Consider the following 17,227-nt stretch of genomic DNA (forward strand, 5'->3'; position numbering starts at 1 on the left):
CAACAATTAAGTTTTTAAATTCTTTTGAAGTAAAAGGGATTTTGAATCATAAGGAGAAAGGAAAAGATATGAAAAGAATTATGCTTTGTATCGTTTCAACCATATTTCTTTCAGGTTGTTGGGATAGCCGAAATATTGAAGAAATATCTGTTTTAACTGGTGTTGGTATAGATTTGAGTAAAAAGAAAAATGAAATAGAATTCACAGCTCAAACATTAATACCATCAAAAACAGAGAATTTATCACTAACATACTTGAATACAACTGTTACTTCGAAGACCGTACACAACGCGTTAAGAGATGTGGCATTGTCAATTAAGCCAGTTAATTCTAATCATCAAAGAATTGTCCTTCTTAACGAAGAGGTAGTAAAGAAGGATCAAATCATTGTATTCTTGAGTCAGTTTTTGCGCGATAATGATACAAGAAGAAGCTGTCTAATTTTTATTACGAAATTGCCGACCATTCAAATATTGGATTATTCAAAAGGCAGTTCAGTTCCGTCAAATGATTTGTTTGAATTACAAAAGAATAATTTTCGAACCGACAAGCTTTTACCTTCCGTCACTTTAGGTACGGTTTTTAACCATCTAGAATCTGATAGGAATTTTGCTATCCAACTAGTTAATTTGAAAGAAAACAGATTAGTACTTGATGGAGCAGCTGTAATGAAAAAGGGTAAAGTAATTGACAACATTAATACGTCAGAAATACAAGCATTAAACTGGATTGATGGTGAAGTCAAAGGTGGCATTATTGAAATTCGTAAAAATAAACAGACTCTTGGTGTGGAGATTTTGAAGGAATTGTCAAGAAATGTTGAAACCACTATAAATAAAGGGCAATTATCAATACATATTGATGAAAAATACACTGGAAGATTTTCAGAAGGATGGGATCCAAAAAAGAAAGGGGATAAAAAATACATTAATTCCATTGAGAAGTTGGCAGAGAAGGAAGTTAAAAAAGATGTTGAGAAGCTTATTAATAAAATGCAAAAAGAGTATAAAACAAATATATCTACATTAGGAGAAATGGTACGCATTCAGCATCCTGAATTTTGGAAAGAAAATAAAAAAAACTGGGATAAAATATTTAGTTCTGCTAAAATCACTTTCAATCTAGAAATGCAAATACCTGATACAGGAGCTTTACGTTAAAAAACACATTAAAGAAAGTACAATAATTTATTAGCTATCTGAATTATGGGTAGCTATTTTTTGTGAAATATAACGTTGTAAAAGTAAATTTGCTGATTTCTGATTAGCAATTCAATATGATAGAATGAAAATAATAGAGGAGGAATGAAGATGACGAAAGAAGTTATGACAACAGAAAATCAATTCTTAAAGCTTGTCAAGAAAATAGTAGCCTATGAAGAAGCGCTAAACGTAATTTACTGGGATTTACGTACTGGAGCTCCGAAAAAAGGTGTAGGACAACGTTCAGAAGTTATTGGCATGTTATCAGAGGAAGTATTTATTTTATCAACTAGCAATGAAATGCAAGCTTACATAGAAGAACTCTCAAAACCTGAGGAATTTGCAAAGTTATCACCTAAAGTAAAGAAATTAGTACAAGAATGTGAAAAGGAATATAACCGTAACAAGAAAATTCCTCAAGATGAATATACTCAATACAATATATTAGTGACAAAAGCGGAAAATGTATGGGAAGAAGCGAAGGAAAAAGCTGATTTTGCGTTATTTCAACCATATTTAGAAAAGATTGTAGAATACAACCGTAAATTTATTGAATATTGGGGATATGAAAAGAATAAGTATGATACCTTATTAAATTTATACGAACCGGGTATGACAGTTGAAATTTTGGATGAGGTGTTTGGTAAATTACGAAATGAAATTGTTCCTCTTGTTCAGAAAATTGCAGCGAGCGACCATAAACCAAATGTAGATTTCTTATTTGAATTCTTTTCTAAAGAAGACCAGAAGAACTTTAGTTTAGAAATTTTAAAGGAATTGCAATATGATTTCGAAGCGGGCCGTTTAGATGAAACAGTTCATCCATTTGAGATTACAATGAACTCTGGAGACGTTCGAATTACAACGAAATATCAAGAAAATGATTTTCAACAAGCCATTTTTGGAACCATTCATGAATGTGGACATGCCATTTACGAACAGAACATTTCAAAAGATTTAGATGGAACAATCCTTGCATCAGGTACATCAATGGGTATACATGAATCACAGTCGTTATTCTTTGAAAGTTTAATCGGTAAAAATTATGGCTTTTGGAAGCATAATTACCCTAAATTACAGCAATTCTCACCATCTCAGTTTAAAGATGTTTCGTTAGAAGATTACTATCGTGCCATAAATGCCTCTAAACCATCTCTTATTCGAATTGAAGCGGATGAGTTAACATATCCACTTCATATTATGGTTCGTTACGAAATAGAGAAAGCGCTATTTAATAATGAAATAGAGGTTGCACAATTGCCGCAAATTTGGAATGAAAAGTATAAAGAATACTTAGGAATTGAACCAAGCAATGATGGCGAGGGTGTTCTCCAAGATGTACACTGGGCTGGAGGAAGCTTTGGTTATTTCCCTTCTTATGCATTAGGTTATATGTATGCTTCACAGTTTAAACATACGATGCTTCAAGACATACCGAATTTTGATGAGATTCTAGAAAATGGTGATATTACACTAATCAAATCATGGCTAAATGAAAAGATTCATCAGTATGGAAAATTGAAAGATCCGCTACAACTAGTACATGATATTACGGGTGAAGGATTGAATGTCCAATACTTAATTGACTATTTAAAAAACAAATATCATGATATCTATAAATTAGAGTCTTAAGTTATTAATAGGAGCTTGATTGAAAAAAAGGAACTTCCAATTGAATGAAGTTCCTTTTTTATGTGAGAAGAAAGTAGCTAATTTTGCGCGGTGTCTAGCTCCATCGCCCAGCTCCTAGTGGATTTCGCCAATCTCCCTACGATAAGTTAACCAAGAAATGCTGAAACGGCCGTTGAAGCTGGACAATCGAATCGCTTAGCAGTTCTTCGTGTTGTCTAGTTCAGAACGCCATCGACTCGAGTCATAAGCCAAACCGTCCAGAAGGTAAAAAGCCAACCTTCTAGCCAGCTCGTCTTATGCTGGTCGTCGATAAACGGGCGCTTGCGCTTTTCTTATCTACCAAAATTTATATCCTTTAGAGCCCACTGGTGCATTTTGAATCATGTCGACAAAAGGTATTGTGTAAGCAAATAAAATTATAACAAATGTAATACCAATCCATAGCTTCCAGTTTTCGAAGGCAACTGGAGTAGAAGACGCGTTTTCATCAGATTCGCCAACGGGGAATTCTTGCTCTCCTTTAGGTGCAAAGAATGCTAAATTGATAAATATAATAAGTACTAAAATAATTCCGATGGAAAGAATAGTACCACCAATCGCTTGAACGACTTGATATGGAATCCAATCAAGTGCTTGCGAAGAATCTCCATAAGTCGAATAAGAAGAACGTCTTGGTGCTCCAAGAAGACCAGCAGCGTGCATCGCACCAGACATAAAGCCCATTCCTACTGCCCAAATGATCGCTTGAACGATGGCTAATTTGTTCATCTTTTTCGTTAGGACACGACCTGTTAAGTGAGGGATAAGCCAATAAGAAATCCCAAAGAAAGTGAGTACGACTGAAGTAGCTAATGTTAAGTGAAAATGCCCTGTGACCCAAATTGTATTATGAACAACTTGGTTTAACTGATTTGATGCGTTGACCATCCCACCTGCACCGGCAGGGATGAATGCGACCATACCGATAAATGGAACTACAAAGCGAGCATCGCCCCAAGGTAATTTTTTAATCCAACCAAATAAGCCTCTAGAACCTTGAGAGCGTCCATATGTTTCAAATGTTCCAAACATGGAGAATGCAGTCATTAAGGATGGAATAACTACTAGAAATGTTAGTATTACTTGTAAGAATTTCCATGCTGGATCAATACCAGGCTCTGTCAATTGATGATGGAAACCAACTGGTACGGAAAAAATTAAGAATAAGATAAATGACATACGAGCTAATGAATCAGAGAAAATTTTTGTTCCAAGAATTTTAGGAATAACAACATACCAGCACATATATGCAGGCAATAGCCAGAAATAAACAAGCGGATGCCCAAAATACCAGAATAATGTACGACTAATTAATACATCAATAGTATCTACGAGTCCTAATGACCATGGTAGCATCTGGAATAATACGGTTGTTGCAACACCAAGTGTTGCGACAATCCAAAGCACAGAGTTTACCACAACCATAAAAGTGAGTAACGGGCTAATTTTTCCTGGATTTTGCTTTCTATATCTAATGTAGTTTGAAATCATCGATCCACAAGCGAACCAACTTCCTACAACTACAAGTGTTAATCCTATATAAAAAATTGGATGGGCTTGAAGCGGTGCATAGAATGTAAAGAGGACGGTTGCTTCATTTAATAAAACCATTGTAGCAGCCATTGCTGTACCGATTGTCATTAACAAAAATCCTACCCAGCCGAATCTACGTGCTCCATTTGATAATGCCCCAGTTGTACGACTAACAGATGCAAATTGGAAACCAAGAATGAAGAAGGTTGTAAGAATAAGTCCAAGAAGAACACCGTGAACAGTTAATACTTGGTAATATTCAATACCGAAAGGTAGCTGGACTTTACCAGTACGTACTAAAACTTGTAATAATCCGGCTAAACCACCTAGAGCTAGAGCAGTAAATGCTACATAAAAATGGGCCATTGCAAGCTTTGCATCACGGACATCTACTTTAAAAGTTGAAGCGCTTGCCATCACTCAACCACCTCGATTCTTGAATTCATCATGTGGTGACCTGTACCACAATACTCATTACAAAGTACTAAAAACTCCCCTGTTTTGTTAAATGTTGCAATATGTTCACTAACATAGCCAGGCTCTAGCATCATGTTAATGTTTGTTCCAGCCACTTCGAATCCGTGGATGACATCCTTTGTTGTAGCGATTACTTTTACTTTAGCACCTTTTGGTATTTCTACTTTAGTAGGATTATATGAAAATGCTGATGCTACAAAGACTAATTCATAATCCCAATCTTTTCCTTCTACCTTATTCAAACCAGGTTTGTTAAAAGGTTTCGTTGTATCAACTTTCTCAGGGTCAATTGTTACTAAGCAACTAGGTGGTTGATTTCCCATATAGAAAGCGCTGACGCCTAAGACAGAAAGGAAAACTAATAGTGCAGTGACACCGAAAATGAGCCATATTTTTTCATATTTATGCATGTTCATGGCATCTTGCCTCCTTCAATTCTATAGCCGATCTAAAAATAAAAAATATACACCGACCCATGTAATAATAATGATAAAGCCAACTATAAAAACAGAAGCAAGAGCCCCTTTTAATGATGAATGCTCTTCTGAATGAGGTTGATTCTTTTTCTTTAATTGAGTTTGTTCCATATATTTCACTCCTTTCTAAAAAATAGAAATTAGATGAGTACAATTTCATCATACAAAACAATTTCGATATTTCTAGAATAAAATTCCAATTTCACAAATTGTTCAATGCTCACTTTCTCACTATATAAATGTTAGTAAATTGATTTTTTAAGTAATTTCCATGGTTTTATTTAGAAAAAAATGTGAAAGAAGTGTGAAGAATATAACTGTCTAAAAAGGGTTGATTTATATGTGATAGCGCTTATAAATATGTTATATCGATATATTAAGTAATTAGAAATTAGGAGTTTGAACATTCCGTTACAAAAATATTTCATATTTAGTAAATATAAGCAGTTATATAATGGTTTTATTTACAAATTTATGAACGTATGTTGTGACGGGCTGGCGCGTGTTCGTTTTTGAGGATGGAATTAAAAAGAATATTAGAATTAAGCGAATAGTAGAATTTTAACTGATGACAATGATGCCAAAATCGAGCATACTTGCGTACAAATCCGCATTATGCCTACTTTTTTGCTAACGTAAAATGCCAATGACTGCTAATATACGAACAAAAAAGAAAGATTTATACTCAATAATTCGGATATAAGCCCTTTACAAAGTCGTATTGTGTCGATATAATATCGATTATCAATAATAAAGAAGTATCTCATATAATAGCGAGGATATGGCTCGCGAGTTTCTACCAAGTTACCGTTAGCTTTACACGCAATGCCTTGCGGTCTGCCTACGGAACTGCCGACGATTGCTCATTCGAATAGCTCATCGATTTTTCTAGCAGCTTCAACCTGCATACTAGGAAATAGATGCGAGTACGTATTAATCGTTGTCTCTATTCGTGCGTGACCTAATCGTTCTTGTATAACTTTCGCGCTAATGCCATTCGCAAGTAGAAGACTCGCATGAGTGTGGCGCAAATCGTGGAATCTTAAGCGGGGGAGTCCGGTTTCTTTTATTGCTTTAAATAATATTGACGTTAAGTTTCGCGGATGCATAGTATTAAAATCAACCGTAGTAATTACATAATCGTTAGGCGCTTGAATTAATTGTTCAGCGTCTTTTTCGCGTGCCTGATCTAATTGGTATTCGCGATAATTTCGTAGCTCCTCGACAAGCGTTTTATCTATCGCGACACTTCGCATGCCTGCTTTTGATTTTGTAGGAGCTACGAATTTTTCTCCGTTACTATTGGTTTGATGTAACGTTTCGCGAACAAATATCATCCCGTCGTCAAGGCTGACGTTCTGCCAACGAAGCCCAAGTATTTCCGACTTACGCATGCCTGTTCGCAATGCAATTTGAAACGCCATGTAGTACGCTCTGTTGCCGTGTCTATTCGCTCCCCTAGTTCTCATATGCTCCAAAAATGTCGCCACCTGTTCCGGTTTCCATATCGTGTAGTTACGCGTTTCTCGTTTAACTCTTATACCGTGGAATGGATTTTTGGCGACAACTTCTTTTCGAATATAATAGTTAAACGCTGTCGACATTAGACGTCTAAATACAGCGACTGTACTAGACTTATATTTCTCCGATAACTTTTCCAAAATACTTTCCGCATGAGCCTTCGTAACTTCCTTCGCGTTTATTACAGGCAAATACGGATAAAGAATATTTAAATATCGTTCGTACGTATATAACGTGTTTTGACGTAACATTCGTTTATTCGATGAAAACCAGTTACGCATAAACTCTTCGAAAGTGTCGTCAGTCTCTTTTAAGTAGGTGCCTGCGTCCACCTTTCGCTTTATATCTTCGAGTGCGATCATCGCCTCTTTTTCGCTGTCAAACGACTCGTAATGGCGTTTCCGTTTGCCTGTAAATTCGTCAATTCCTACGTCTACGGTTATTTGATACCGTGTGCCTCGTCTCCTAATACTACCTTTCGCCAAAACTTAAAACCTCCCTATTAATAGTAACTACTAGTTTAATATAACCTAAAATATGTATATGAGTACAATGTAAATTACTTCAAATAATTATTTATCGCTAAATAATGCGCGGTTACGGTTCTTCGTGCGACATATAGAGTAAGGAAATGAAAACGGTATTATAGCCGTGTCAAGTAAAGAGAGGTGAGGATGTAAACATGGCAGTGAGTAGGGAGACAATGTCGATAATACAAAATCTGTTAGATGAAGGAAATTCTATGTATAAGGTCGCAACTATATTAGGCGTACACCACACGACTATCACACGACTTCGCGATAGGGGGAAAATAGAAATTTATGTGCCTTTCGATGAAGGTGGTATCTCGAAAGTAAGTAGCAGTAAGCTTGATTCTCTTTTAATGGAAGATAAATTAGAAAGTATATTATATGGAGCATTTGATGGAGAAATTTTGATTGATAGAGAAGAATACGGCATGTGGATTGATGTAGGAAAGTATGTAAGAGAGACCTATATTTCACTAAAAAATTATTTTATCATTAAGGGATTTTCTGAAGTTATGTGTAATGTTTTAATGAAATGTCCCCAGTGTAAAAATATAGAGCATTTAAATAATTGGTATGAAAGGGATGATCGTGTTTGGGGATTAAGAAGTGAGTGCCCTTCGTGTCAATTAGGTTACTGCAAAGACTGGCAGGGAAACAATCCTGAATACATGTTTATGATTAATACAAAAAGAAGAGAGCTTCACATGCCTTTGCCATATGATTTTGATAAGAAAGCTTGGGAGAGATTAAGGGAAGAGCATTTAAGTCGATGTGCCATAACTAGAAATTTCGAAAATTTGAGCATTGATCACTTTATACCCATAACAACAGGTCACGGAGGTACGTACTTCGCTAACTTAATTCTATTAAGTAGATCAAAAAACTCATCGAAGAAGGGCAGTAACCCGTTTGAGTGGTGCAGTAACGACGGGCAGGTTTCTTGCTTCGAGAGGATGCAATTCGATTTAACCGTGAAGAAACTAGCGTCGGCAAACGCCCTTACTCCGCAAGAATACCGCCAATTCGTCTATTGGTGTCACGAAAACCCACGAACTGTTGACGAAATCAAAGCGGATCAGCGGCACTCAATCGAAATATGGCGCGAAGCAACTGGTATACAATTTCCGTTACCTAGTTACACATCGACGTACACTACGTTAGAATCTCGCGAAAAAGGAGGCGATTTAGTAACGTGACAGAAAATAAACTTCTATCAGTCGAAACACAATCGGAGTTCTCCGTAACTTCAGGCAAATCCGAAACGCGCATATTCGTTAAGATGTACGTGAGTGCAGCGCGGGATGGTCTTATTGCGGAGCTTGGTGCGAAAAATTGGTCGACACTTTGCATTATAGCTTCGTTTATGAACGAGAAAGGCGAGTGTTACCCTACACAGGCGCAGATTGCGCGAGGGCTTGGCGTTAGTAGGCAGACAGCTAATAAGTATATCGCAGACCTTCTCGCTTTCAGGTGGCAGGGTCAGCCGGTAATCCATGCCGTTAAGGATCGTGACGAACATGGACGTTGGGAGAATACTAGATATACAGTATTGCCCGTAAGTCAGCTCGCCATCTTTAACAAGGAGTAGTCCGTGTAAACATTTATTGACTCCGTAAATACTGACACCGTGACCTTTGACACTAAGAAGAACCAGTATTAACGAGAACCATACGTAAGAAGAACCAAAAACATTTGCGCCTTCGTTCGTAAACTCACTTGGCGCGAACTATCTTATTAATAATATATCTAGCGAATATCTATTTATCGCGATAAAAGGAGGAATAAGTAATGGATATAAAAATCGAAGTTAAGACTAGCGCCCACACTGACTACTGTAACGACACTGTAACGTTTCAGAATATTTGGCGCAATGGTTATATCGAAATTAATCATAACGGCGCTCTTTTCGAAGTTGAAAAATCTGACTTACGCAAGGTCTTAACGATCCTTTGCGAAGACTAGGAGGAATAAATATGACGAATCAAAAAGTAACTCTGCCCGCCGACGTGGCGCAGGCACTCGAATCGGCACTGGATAATTGGTGCGGAAATAAGGAGCGATTATTGTCCGTTCATGCAATGCCTAGCGATTGGTTAGGCGGATTGGAACCACTAAATACACTCGACATGATTACGCTGGCTTCCGCCCTAATCAACGGCTACGAAATCGAAAAGACTCCGGAAGAGAAAGTGTCCTATTATTATAAGTTTCTTATCGCGAAAAAGGAAGACCCGAGGTATTACGGAGATTGGAAATATAACACCGGAGCTGTTGACGCAATAAAAGAAACGCTTAATCTACTCGACATTAAAATCGAAGGAGTGAACGCGTAATGTCAAAAGTTATTTTACCGAAAGAGGTTGCGGAAGCTATCGAACGTTTGCGCGAAGGTGGGTGTAGTAATTTCGAAATTATACGTCAAGCACACGGTGCAGTGTTTACCGAAACTTATTTGACGATAAAACGATGGGCTTTCGAAAATGGTGGTGGATCGTCAGACGACCTAATGTCCGCATTAATCAACGGATATGAAGTCGAACAAAATCCCGAAGATAGGTTGCGCGAGTTTTACGAAGAGTGTCTTATTAACGCATCTCGCGCGGACGGTTTAGGTAGGGCGCTACAGCGTGAGTTTGAGTCAGGTAAATACCTCGGTATCAAATGTACGCTCAACACCCTCGGCATAAAAATCGAAGGAATCAACGCGAAATAACGGCGCAAACCTAGCGCTAGATCAATTATACTCAGGCGCACTTATCGCGTCTAAATCAACGGAAAAGGAGCGGTAAGATCATGCCATTAAATATCGAAATTAACTCGGACTACAAAATCGTCAGCGACAGCCTAAACGTAATTGTCCAACGCAAGCACAACGTCGACCCTACGAAAGCGCCCGGCTGGGCTAAACGCAAGGCGGCGGGCGAAGTCGCCAAGCTTCGCGAAGAATGGCGCGACGCAAGCTACCATGCGAACGTGCCACAAGCGATTAAGGCGATAGGCGAGCAACAGGTGCGGGACAGCAACGCTGGAACATTGGCGGAATTGCTTGCGGAAATACGTTCTTTTCGCGAGGAAATAGAGGCGCGATTGGGCGTCGAGGGTAATTGTAAGGGGCGAGGCTAGAAGCGTTAATTAAATTAATATGGGAGGAATTTAATGAAGCATATTGTCTTTTATAGTGGTGGAATTGGTAGCTGGGCGACAGCTAAGAGAGTTATTACAAAATACGGAAAAGAGAACGTGATTCTCTTATTCACTGACACTTTAATAGAAGATGAAGATTTATATAGATTCATAGATGAAACCGTTAAGGAATTGGGTGTCCAGTATGTAAAGATTGCAGATGGTAGAACACCATTTGAAGTCTACAAAGATGTAAGGTTTCTTGGTAACAGTAGGATAGCACCTTGCTCTCATAAATTAAAACAAGACGTTGCTGATAGGTGGATTAAGGAAAACTTCAAACCAGAAGAATGCATTTTGTATCTCGGTATCGACTGGACAGAAGGACATCGTACTAAAGCACCTCGGAAGAATTGGCATCCGTACCAAGTAGAGTTTCCGATGTGCGAAGAACCATATGTCACCAAAGAGGAGATGCTCCAAGAATTAGAATCATTAGGCTTTGATACACCAAGAATTTATAAGATGGGGTTTGCTCATAACAACTGCGGAGGATTCTGTTGCCGAGCAGGACAAGGACATTTCGCTAACCTACTGAAACAGATGCCAGAGAGGTTCGCCTATTACGAATCCAAAGAAGAGGAAATGAGGAAGTTCCTTGGTAAAGACATCGCAATGATGAAGAAGACCAAAAATAAAGTTACTTTCCCTTATACACTTCGCCAGTTAAGAGAGGATATCGAAGCGAAGGAAAGTATTGATATGACTGACATCGGCGGATGCGGATGCTTCGTACAGGAGGTTGGCGCGGATGGCTGAATTGTATCTCGAAAAGTTTCCGGTAGTTAGCTCGAACGGGAACGAATATTTAGTCAATGTATACGAAGATGAGTTCGGATTTACTCGCAGTGAGGTATACGTCCGCACGAAAGGCTGGTTTGGACGCGAAAAATTTAAACACATATTTGGTGGAATGTTCGAAGGAGGTTATTACGACCTAGAAAAGTGGGACTACGATTTCGTACGTATTGCTAAGAACACAGTTTACGCTTATGAATCTAAGAACGCAGCAAAACTATTGCACGAAAAGCGAAAAGCGCAAGGAGTCGCGAAATTCAACGAATGGGACGGTGAGTGCGAATGAGTAAATTAACGCAAGCAGAACTCGAAGCGATCCGCAAGCGAGCGGAGAAGGCTACGAAAGGTCCGTGGGAAGTCTGTAACGGTACGGACGTATTTACTAAGTTAGGTGCAACAAATAATGGCGGAGTACAGGCGAATCATAATGACGGCTGGTATATCGCGAAATGTAACGAAGGTACAACATCCGTTGGAGACGAAGAAGTAGCACTATCCTTTAACGAAGAGAATGCAAACGCAGAGTTCATCGCCCATGCTCGCGGCGATGTGCCGAAGCTGTTGGCGGAGGTTGAGCGGTTACGAAACGCTATTAAACTAGTTGATTGCGAACGTAGATATGTCTAACGCATATGACGCTGAGCACGTAGTAGTTAGCGTTAAATCATGGGCAATCCGTGCGCTTGAAGGAGTGAATCTCGATGGCTAAAATCAGCACGAAAATCAAATCGTCAGACTGGCGTAACCTACCAATCGAGCGCTGGAACGTGGCTTCATTTACCGCATTTATCACGGACACAACTCGCGAAAAGTACGGCGTCGAATATCAGCCGGGTGGAAAAGGAGCGAAAAACCAGCGATGGGCGCGCGAACGTGGAATGCTCAAGCAAGCGCAAGGCACGTATGGCAACGCGGTGCTGCGAAAGTTCATCGAGCTATGTTGGCGCGAGTACACGCCGAAAGCCGAGTTTCCTTATCCGACATGGACGTTCATGTATTCGTACATGGATCGTAACTTTGCGAAGGCTCAGGCGGAAGTGGCGCGAGCTAATCGGGCGCAAGCCGTGCCAACGCAGGACATCGAGGAGATTGCGGAATGGTTGTAGAGGGTGGCGCGCAAGTCACAATTAGCGCGGAAAGGTATCGGCAATTACTCGCGATAGAGAAGGCGCATTTGGAACGTATCGACACAACGAACAGGTTGCGTGACAAACTAGACGAAGTAAAGCGAAGGCACGCCGACGCGCTTGTCGAAATAAAACGATTGAAAAGGGGAGAGAAATGATGACGAAGATTAACGTTGAAAATTTAGTAGGAAAAGGGATTACGGCGAAATTAATTCATCCGGGAGCGACATATTCTACGTACACAGAATTCGCAAGGGCTGCTGGTTATTGCGATGCTATCGGTGAATACAAAGATGAACTTAGTAGTCGTCTAAGAGGAGAAATAGTAAAGGTGTTAGCGAGAGGGAAACACGGAAGATTTAATAACCTTGTTTATGTGGTTGAATCGGCTAGTGGTGAACGCCTACTAATCGCTGAGCGAGGACTTGAAATAATCGAACGTAGATACAAGACAGAGAAAAGACCTGCAAAAGTGGGCGAGCGTATTTTGATTACGAAGGCGATTCTTTCGGGTAGTAAATATAAAAACGGCGATGAGGGAGTGGTTAGTAAGCTTTACGATAAAGGCGGTATTCGCGCGAACATATACGGGGTTGAAGCTGTAATTTACGATAGAGAATACGAAGTAATTAACGAAAACGGAGGCGAGGAAATGAGTAAAGTGAAATCGTTAAAGGAAATCGTTGAGCAATTGGAAAGTTGCGGATATAAATGCGAAGCTGGCTCGTTAAGTATGAACGTAGATTTTCAGTTATTGAAGGAGTTTGCTGGCGTAGGTAAATCGGATGTAACAGCGCCGAAAGTTCTGTCACCACAACAGCAACGCGATGAAATTGTCGAGAAGGCAAAGCGTGACATTGACGGCTTGAAAGCAAACACTTTCGCAGGGTTCTACTATAAAGTACCCGACCCTAATTTGACAATGCCGTGGTTGTGTGACGCTGACTTTATCGTTAATCCTGAAAAGCGAACAGTTGTCGCATTGTTGAAAGGATGTGATAGCGGAAAGATTCGCGCAAAATCCATCGCCAAGTGTGCGCCAAACGACTGCTTTAACGCGCATATCGGAAAGGCAATCGCACTTAGACGAGCGTTAGGCTTACCGTTGCCGAGCGAATATCTTAACGCGCCGGATCCGACGGAGGTTCGCGTAGGGGATGTTATAACTTTTCCGAAGAGTGACGGATGGTATCGTAAAATTAATTATCGCGTTGATTCAGTTAAAGAAACCAAAGACAATTTGACAATAGTTTACGATGAAATAGATAAATCATCAGTAGGCGGTACAGCACACGCGGTTTTGAAAAACGACCCAATCAAACTACCTATCATCGACGATTCACGCGAAAAGGTGACTAAATGATGACCGAAGGACAGATTCTTACTTTGACGCTACTTTTCGGAATGCTATTCGGCATGGCCTTCGCTTTCATAGTAATGCGCGTAAGTATGTGGTGGTACGGAAGGAGACAACGTAAATGAGGTTACTAGAAGCAATTCGCGCAAGCAGCAACGCGGGCAAACGCTATACGCCCGCCGAGCTTGCGGCTAAAATGTTGGGCGAGCACGCGGCGATGTTTAGGTGCTGTGGCACGACGGAAGCTGAACGAAAGGGGCGATGGGAGATTGACGAACAACAATCACGCTAAAAACTGCATACTAGCTTCGCGATGCAACTTCGCAGGCACGACGTCCTGTACGCAAGTGTGCGAGTATTTCATAGGCGTCGGCGGACGTATCAAGGCGGCAGGCTTGCCGGCAGACTATCGGCTAGTTAGCGTAGCCAATTCGCCAGCGCGCGAAGGACAGGCGGAAGTTTACAAGATGGTCGACGCTTATATTAAGACATTTTCGCGACAGTTTGACGAAGGGGGCGAACGAATCAAATCGCTTTACCTTTATAGCGAGTCGCCTGGCACGGGCAAAACGACAACTGCGGCGGCATTGCTAAACGAATATATCGCGCAACATTACGTAGGCGCGTTGAAGCGCGGACAGCAACCGTTGCAGATGCCGGCTTACTTTTTGGACGTAAATAACTGGCAGACGTTATTTAACGAATTTAATCGCAGCAATATACCACGCGACATAGGCGAGCGCGCCAGCCGGGAGTATTATCGCAGGGAATCGCTGGCTAGGACGGCTCCTTTCGCGGTGCTCGATGATATAGGCGTGCGGACGGCAACCGAGGCATTTCGTGGTGATTTGCACGCGATAATTAACCACCGGTGCGCGAACGGTTTGGCTACGATATATACTTCGAATTTGCCGTTAGCTGAAATGGAGAGCGTGTTTGACGCTAGGCTGTACGATAGGATGCGCGATCAATGTGCGGAATTAAGTTTCGTTGGACAATCGAAAAGGGGGCGACGATAGATGAGAGAGATTAAAGTTAGGCTTTGGGGCAAAGAAAAGTCCGAGTGGCACACAGGAGATGATTGCGTTTTAGAAATTGATGGCTCAATCACTCAAATAAAAGTTGTCGGAATGTATGACGGTGAATCTTTTTACGAATTCGAAAAAAGAGAAGACTTAATTCCAGTACAATACACAGGCTTGAAAGATAAGAACGGTAAGGAGATTTATGAAGGGGATTTAGTTAGAAGGCCTGATGGAGAAATTAGAAAAGTATATTGGCATGATGCATTTGCTGGATGGGCAGCAACTGATTTTGGTGATGGACTTCATATGTTCGCTTATGAGATTGAAGTCATAGGCAGCATCTACGAAAATCCTGAACTATTGGTGGAGGTGATATAGGTGGGCAAAATCAACCATAATGTACAAGTAAAAGATGAAATGGATTGGTTAAAATCTGTTGCGAAAAAGCAAAATGAAGCTATTACAAAGCTGCATAGTCATATTTTCTTGAACTTGGATATTCCTGAGAAAGACAGAGAAACAATGTTGAGAATTATTGATTCTGTGATACGTCTTATATAAAAAACCTAACGAAAATTACATGAGACACAAAAAGGGAGGCGAAGTAAATGTTCGAAATGTTCTTCGGAGGAAGCGCGCCAAAGCAACCGACAGCGAACGAGCTACGCATCAAACGCGACAAGGAGCGACGTGAGCGCGAAGCTAAAATCGACAACTTGCTAGATATTGCGAACTGGAATCGTAAGATGTTCGATAAAACAGGCGATGCTACTTATCGCGAACAGATAACGAAAGTTGAGGCGGAATTGAAGAGATTGGCGGAGGAGGTCTAGCGCATGGAATACGGACAACTACTACTATCGAAGGTAATTGACGCCAACGATCCGGCTGCCTTTAAGCGATTCAGCATCGACGAAAACCATTTCACGACCGACGGTGAACGCGAGACGTATAAATTTATCGTCGATTACGCGGAACAGAATCGGGGGCAGGCGCCAAGCTACGCAACAGTGACGGCAGAGTGCGAAGGCTTTACGTATATGCCACAGGTCGCGGACAGCTACGAGTTCCTGGCGCGAAAAGTAAAGAGCTATTCGGCGAAAGTAGAATTGATGAAGCACATTACGGGAGAATTTACAAGAAAATTTAACGAATCTGATGACGGAAATATGTTAACCCTCGACTTGATTTCGGAGCTAGAAAAGATTAAAATAAGTACGAACACTCGTTCTCGTGTGGGGACGGATGTTAAGGCGGAAGGTGAAAAGTTCCTGGACGAATATGAGCGCCGTAAGTCCGGCGAATCTTTCCGCATATGGAAGTCGAAGTTTCCGTTCATTAATAAGGCGGTCGGCGGCTACGTATCTTCAAACGTTTATACAGTCTACGGAAAGTCTGGTCGCGGTAAGTCAGTCTTTACGCTAGAAGAAGCGCTCGAAGCTGCGTGCCAAGGCGCAAACGTTCTCATATGGGCGATGGAGATGGGATGGTTCGAGGTACTAGTACGAATCTACGTAAGTCTATCGGCGCGCCAAGGTATTACAGTCGCGAACATGGAAGGCATAGATATGGCGGCGGGCTTCGATTCGACCGAGCTACGTTACGGAAAACTATCGGAAGAGTTCGAAAGATCCTTTCGCGCGTTTGTGCAAGAGCTTAACGAAACGATTGCCGGCAATATTATCGTCCGTGGCGTAGATGATGACGATTTTAACAACCGAAGCCTAAAGGCGCTCGAAGCCGATATTCTCACGACAAAGGCAGACGTAGTTGTGGTCGATCCATTTTACTATATCGATTACGAAAAGAATACGTCAAAAACGACTGGCGGCGATGCGGCAAATACTTCGCAGAAACTTCGTAAGTTGGCGGGGCGTACACAAACGGTTATTTTCGCGATTACGCAGGCGGATGAAACTAATACGTCGGAGGATGAAGAGGGCGAACGTGAACTAGAATTGCCTCAACGTAAAGATGTCGCGAAAACAAAACAACTATTGCAGGATGCGTATTTGCTTATCGCGGTAGACACGGATTATAAGCAGAAGCGCGGGCTTATCGGACTGAATAAAGGGCGCGACGGCGGCGAAGGGCAGTCAGCGGAAATACTATATGTGCCGCAAGTCGGCATTGTTCGCGAGATGGGAAGTGGAGAAGCTGTTGCGAAGCAATTTAACTTTTAAGGAGGCGGGCGTATGTACGATAAGGTGTACTTAGTATTCAAAGAAGTAAGTGTCCAGTATGGTACTTCGAAAATTACTAAAGCGTTTAGTTGCAAAAAGAGTGCGGAGAGGTTTCTAGACACACTAACGACCCGAGGTTACATT

23 protein-coding genes and 1 riboswitch are annotated in these 17,227 nt (G+C 40.9%); of the genes, 19 read left to right on the forward strand and 4 right to left on the reverse strand.

The window, feature by feature from the left end:
- The first annotated feature begins 68 nt into the window (after positions 1-68).
- A complete protein-coding gene (locus V7014_RS07035; RefSeq protein ID WP_335505595.1) occupies positions 69-1,160 on the forward strand; it encodes a Ger(x)C family spore germination protein in 1,092 nt (363 codons plus the stop codon).
- A gap of 150 nt (positions 1,161-1,310) precedes the next feature.
- The gene (locus V7014_RS07040; protein WP_335505597.1) at positions 1,311-2,834 is read left to right on the forward strand and encodes a carboxypeptidase M32; all 1,524 of its coding nucleotides are present in this window, start codon (positions 1,311-1,313) and stop codon (positions 2,832-2,834) included.
- 336 nt (positions 2,835-3,170) lie between these two features.
- On the opposite strand, the gene V7014_RS07045 is transcribed toward V7014_RS07040, so the two are convergent.
- The 4 genes from V7014_RS07045 to V7014_RS07060 form a co-directional block, all read right to left on the reverse strand.
- The gene (locus tag V7014_RS07045; protein WP_335505599.1) at positions 3,171-4,823 is read right to left on the reverse strand and encodes a b(o/a)3-type cytochrome-c oxidase subunit 1; all 1,653 of its coding nucleotides are present in this window, start codon (positions 4,821-4,823) and stop codon (positions 3,171-3,173) included.
- On the reverse strand, positions 4,823-5,299 hold the full coding sequence (locus V7014_RS07050) for a cytochrome c oxidase subunit II (RefSeq protein ID WP_335505601.1): 477 nt from the start codon (positions 5,297-5,299) through the stop codon (positions 4,823-4,825). Before V7014_RS07050 ends, V7014_RS07045 begins: the two co-directional genes overlap by 1 nt.
- Positions 5,300-5,320: 21 nt before the next feature.
- Positions 5,321-5,470: a cytochrome c oxidase subunit 2A gene (locus V7014_RS07055; protein ID WP_335505603.1), complete on the reverse strand. Its 150-nt coding sequence runs from the start codon at positions 5,468-5,470 to the stop codon at positions 5,321-5,323.
- A gap of 632 nt (positions 5,471-6,102) precedes the next feature.
- Positions 6,103-6,200: riboswitch (purine riboswitch) on the forward strand.
- A gap of 22 nt (positions 6,201-6,222) precedes the next feature.
- Entirely contained in the window at positions 6,223-7,365 is a 1,143-nt protein-coding gene (locus V7014_RS07060) for a tyrosine-type recombinase/integrase (RefSeq protein ID WP_335505605.1), read from the reverse strand.
- 218 nt (positions 7,366-7,583) lie between these two features.
- Between V7014_RS07060 and V7014_RS07065 the strand changes: the two genes are divergently transcribed.
- The 17 genes from V7014_RS07065 to V7014_RS07145 all read left to right on the forward strand — a co-directional run bounded on the left by V7014_RS07065 (position 7,584) and on the right by V7014_RS07145 (position 17,083).
- Positions 7,584-8,606, forward strand: coding sequence for a helix-turn-helix domain-containing protein (locus V7014_RS07065; RefSeq protein WP_335505607.1), 1,023 nt, complete (start codon positions 7,584-7,586; stop codon positions 8,604-8,606).
- An 89-nt stretch (positions 8,607-8,695) separates the two neighbouring features.
- On the forward strand, positions 8,696-8,998 hold the full coding sequence (locus tag V7014_RS07070; RefSeq protein WP_335505609.1) for a helix-turn-helix domain-containing protein: 303 nt from the start codon (positions 8,696-8,698) through the stop codon (positions 8,996-8,998).
- Positions 8,999-9,198: 200 nt separating this feature from the next.
- Positions 9,199-9,372, forward strand: coding sequence for a hypothetical protein (locus V7014_RS07075; protein ID WP_335505611.1), 174 nt, complete (start codon positions 9,199-9,201; stop codon positions 9,370-9,372).
- An 11-nt stretch (positions 9,373-9,383) separates the two neighbouring features.
- The gene (locus V7014_RS07080) at positions 9,384-9,743 is read left to right on the forward strand and encodes a hypothetical protein (RefSeq protein ID WP_335505613.1); all 360 of its coding nucleotides are present in this window, start codon (positions 9,384-9,386) and stop codon (positions 9,741-9,743) included.
- Entirely contained in the window at positions 9,743-10,123 is a 381-nt protein-coding gene (locus V7014_RS07085; RefSeq protein ID WP_335505615.1) for a DUF1642 domain-containing protein, read from the forward strand. Before V7014_RS07080 ends, V7014_RS07085 begins: the two co-directional genes overlap by 1 nt.
- An 80-nt stretch (positions 10,124-10,203) precedes the next feature.
- On the forward strand, positions 10,204-10,533 hold the full coding sequence (locus V7014_RS07090; RefSeq protein ID WP_335505617.1) for a hypothetical protein: 330 nt from the start codon (positions 10,204-10,206) through the stop codon (positions 10,531-10,533).
- Between the two features lie 33 nt (positions 10,534-10,566).
- Positions 10,567-11,352: a hypothetical protein gene (locus tag V7014_RS07095; protein ID WP_335505619.1), complete on the forward strand. Its 786-nt coding sequence runs from the start codon at positions 10,567-10,569 to the stop codon at positions 11,350-11,352.
- Positions 11,336-11,677, forward strand: coding sequence for a hypothetical protein (locus V7014_RS07100; protein ID WP_335505621.1), 342 nt, complete (start codon positions 11,336-11,338; stop codon positions 11,675-11,677). The genes V7014_RS07095 and V7014_RS07100 overlap by 17 nt, the downstream gene beginning before the upstream one ends.
- Positions 11,674-12,018 carry a hypothetical protein gene (locus tag V7014_RS07105; protein ID WP_335505622.1) on the forward strand — a complete coding sequence of 115 codons (345 nt, stop codon included), beginning with the start codon at positions 11,674-11,676 and terminating at the stop codon, positions 12,016-12,018. Before V7014_RS07100 ends, V7014_RS07105 begins: the two co-directional genes overlap by 4 nt.
- A gap of 74 nt (positions 12,019-12,092) precedes the next feature.
- Positions 12,093-12,497 carry a hypothetical protein gene (locus V7014_RS07110; RefSeq protein ID WP_335505624.1) on the forward strand — a complete coding sequence of 135 codons (405 nt, stop codon included), beginning with the start codon at positions 12,093-12,095 and terminating at the stop codon, positions 12,495-12,497.
- A 178-nt stretch (positions 12,498-12,675) separates the two neighbouring features.
- On the forward strand, positions 12,676-13,881 hold the full coding sequence (locus tag V7014_RS07115; protein ID WP_335505626.1) for a hypothetical protein: 1,206 nt from the start codon (positions 12,676-12,678) through the stop codon (positions 13,879-13,881).
- A 115-nt stretch (positions 13,882-13,996) separates the two neighbouring features.
- On the forward strand, positions 13,997-14,167 hold the full coding sequence (locus V7014_RS07120; RefSeq protein WP_335505628.1) for a hypothetical protein: 171 nt from the start codon (positions 13,997-13,999) through the stop codon (positions 14,165-14,167).
- The gene (locus tag V7014_RS07125; RefSeq protein ID WP_438824887.1) at positions 14,145-14,894 is read left to right on the forward strand and encodes a DNA replication protein; all 750 of its coding nucleotides are present in this window, start codon (positions 14,145-14,147) and stop codon (positions 14,892-14,894) included. Before V7014_RS07120 ends, V7014_RS07125 begins: the two co-directional genes overlap by 23 nt.
- Positions 14,895-15,278 (forward strand): YopX family protein, encoded by a 384-nt coding sequence (locus V7014_RS07130; protein WP_335505630.1) that lies wholly within the window; start codon positions 14,895-14,897, stop codon positions 15,276-15,278. It abuts the gene before it with no gap.
- Positions 15,279-15,461 (forward strand): hypothetical protein, encoded by a 183-nt coding sequence (locus V7014_RS07135; RefSeq protein ID WP_335505632.1) that lies wholly within the window; start codon positions 15,279-15,281, stop codon positions 15,459-15,461.
- Between the two features lie 47 nt (positions 15,462-15,508).
- Positions 15,509-15,733 carry a hypothetical protein gene (locus V7014_RS07140; protein WP_335505634.1) on the forward strand — a complete coding sequence of 75 codons (225 nt, stop codon included), beginning with the start codon at positions 15,509-15,511 and terminating at the stop codon, positions 15,731-15,733.
- A 3-nt stretch (positions 15,734-15,736) separates the two neighbouring features.
- On the forward strand, positions 15,737-17,083 hold the full coding sequence (locus tag V7014_RS07145; protein WP_335505636.1) for a DnaB-like helicase C-terminal domain-containing protein: 1,347 nt from the start codon (positions 15,737-15,739) through the stop codon (positions 17,081-17,083).
- Positions 17,084-17,227: the final 144 nt, after the last annotated feature.

Origin of the sequence: Bacillus sp. JJ722 (genome assembly GCF_036963345.1) — a bacterium.
GTDB lineage: Bacteria > Bacillota > Bacilli > Bacillales > DSM-1321 > Bacillus_AD.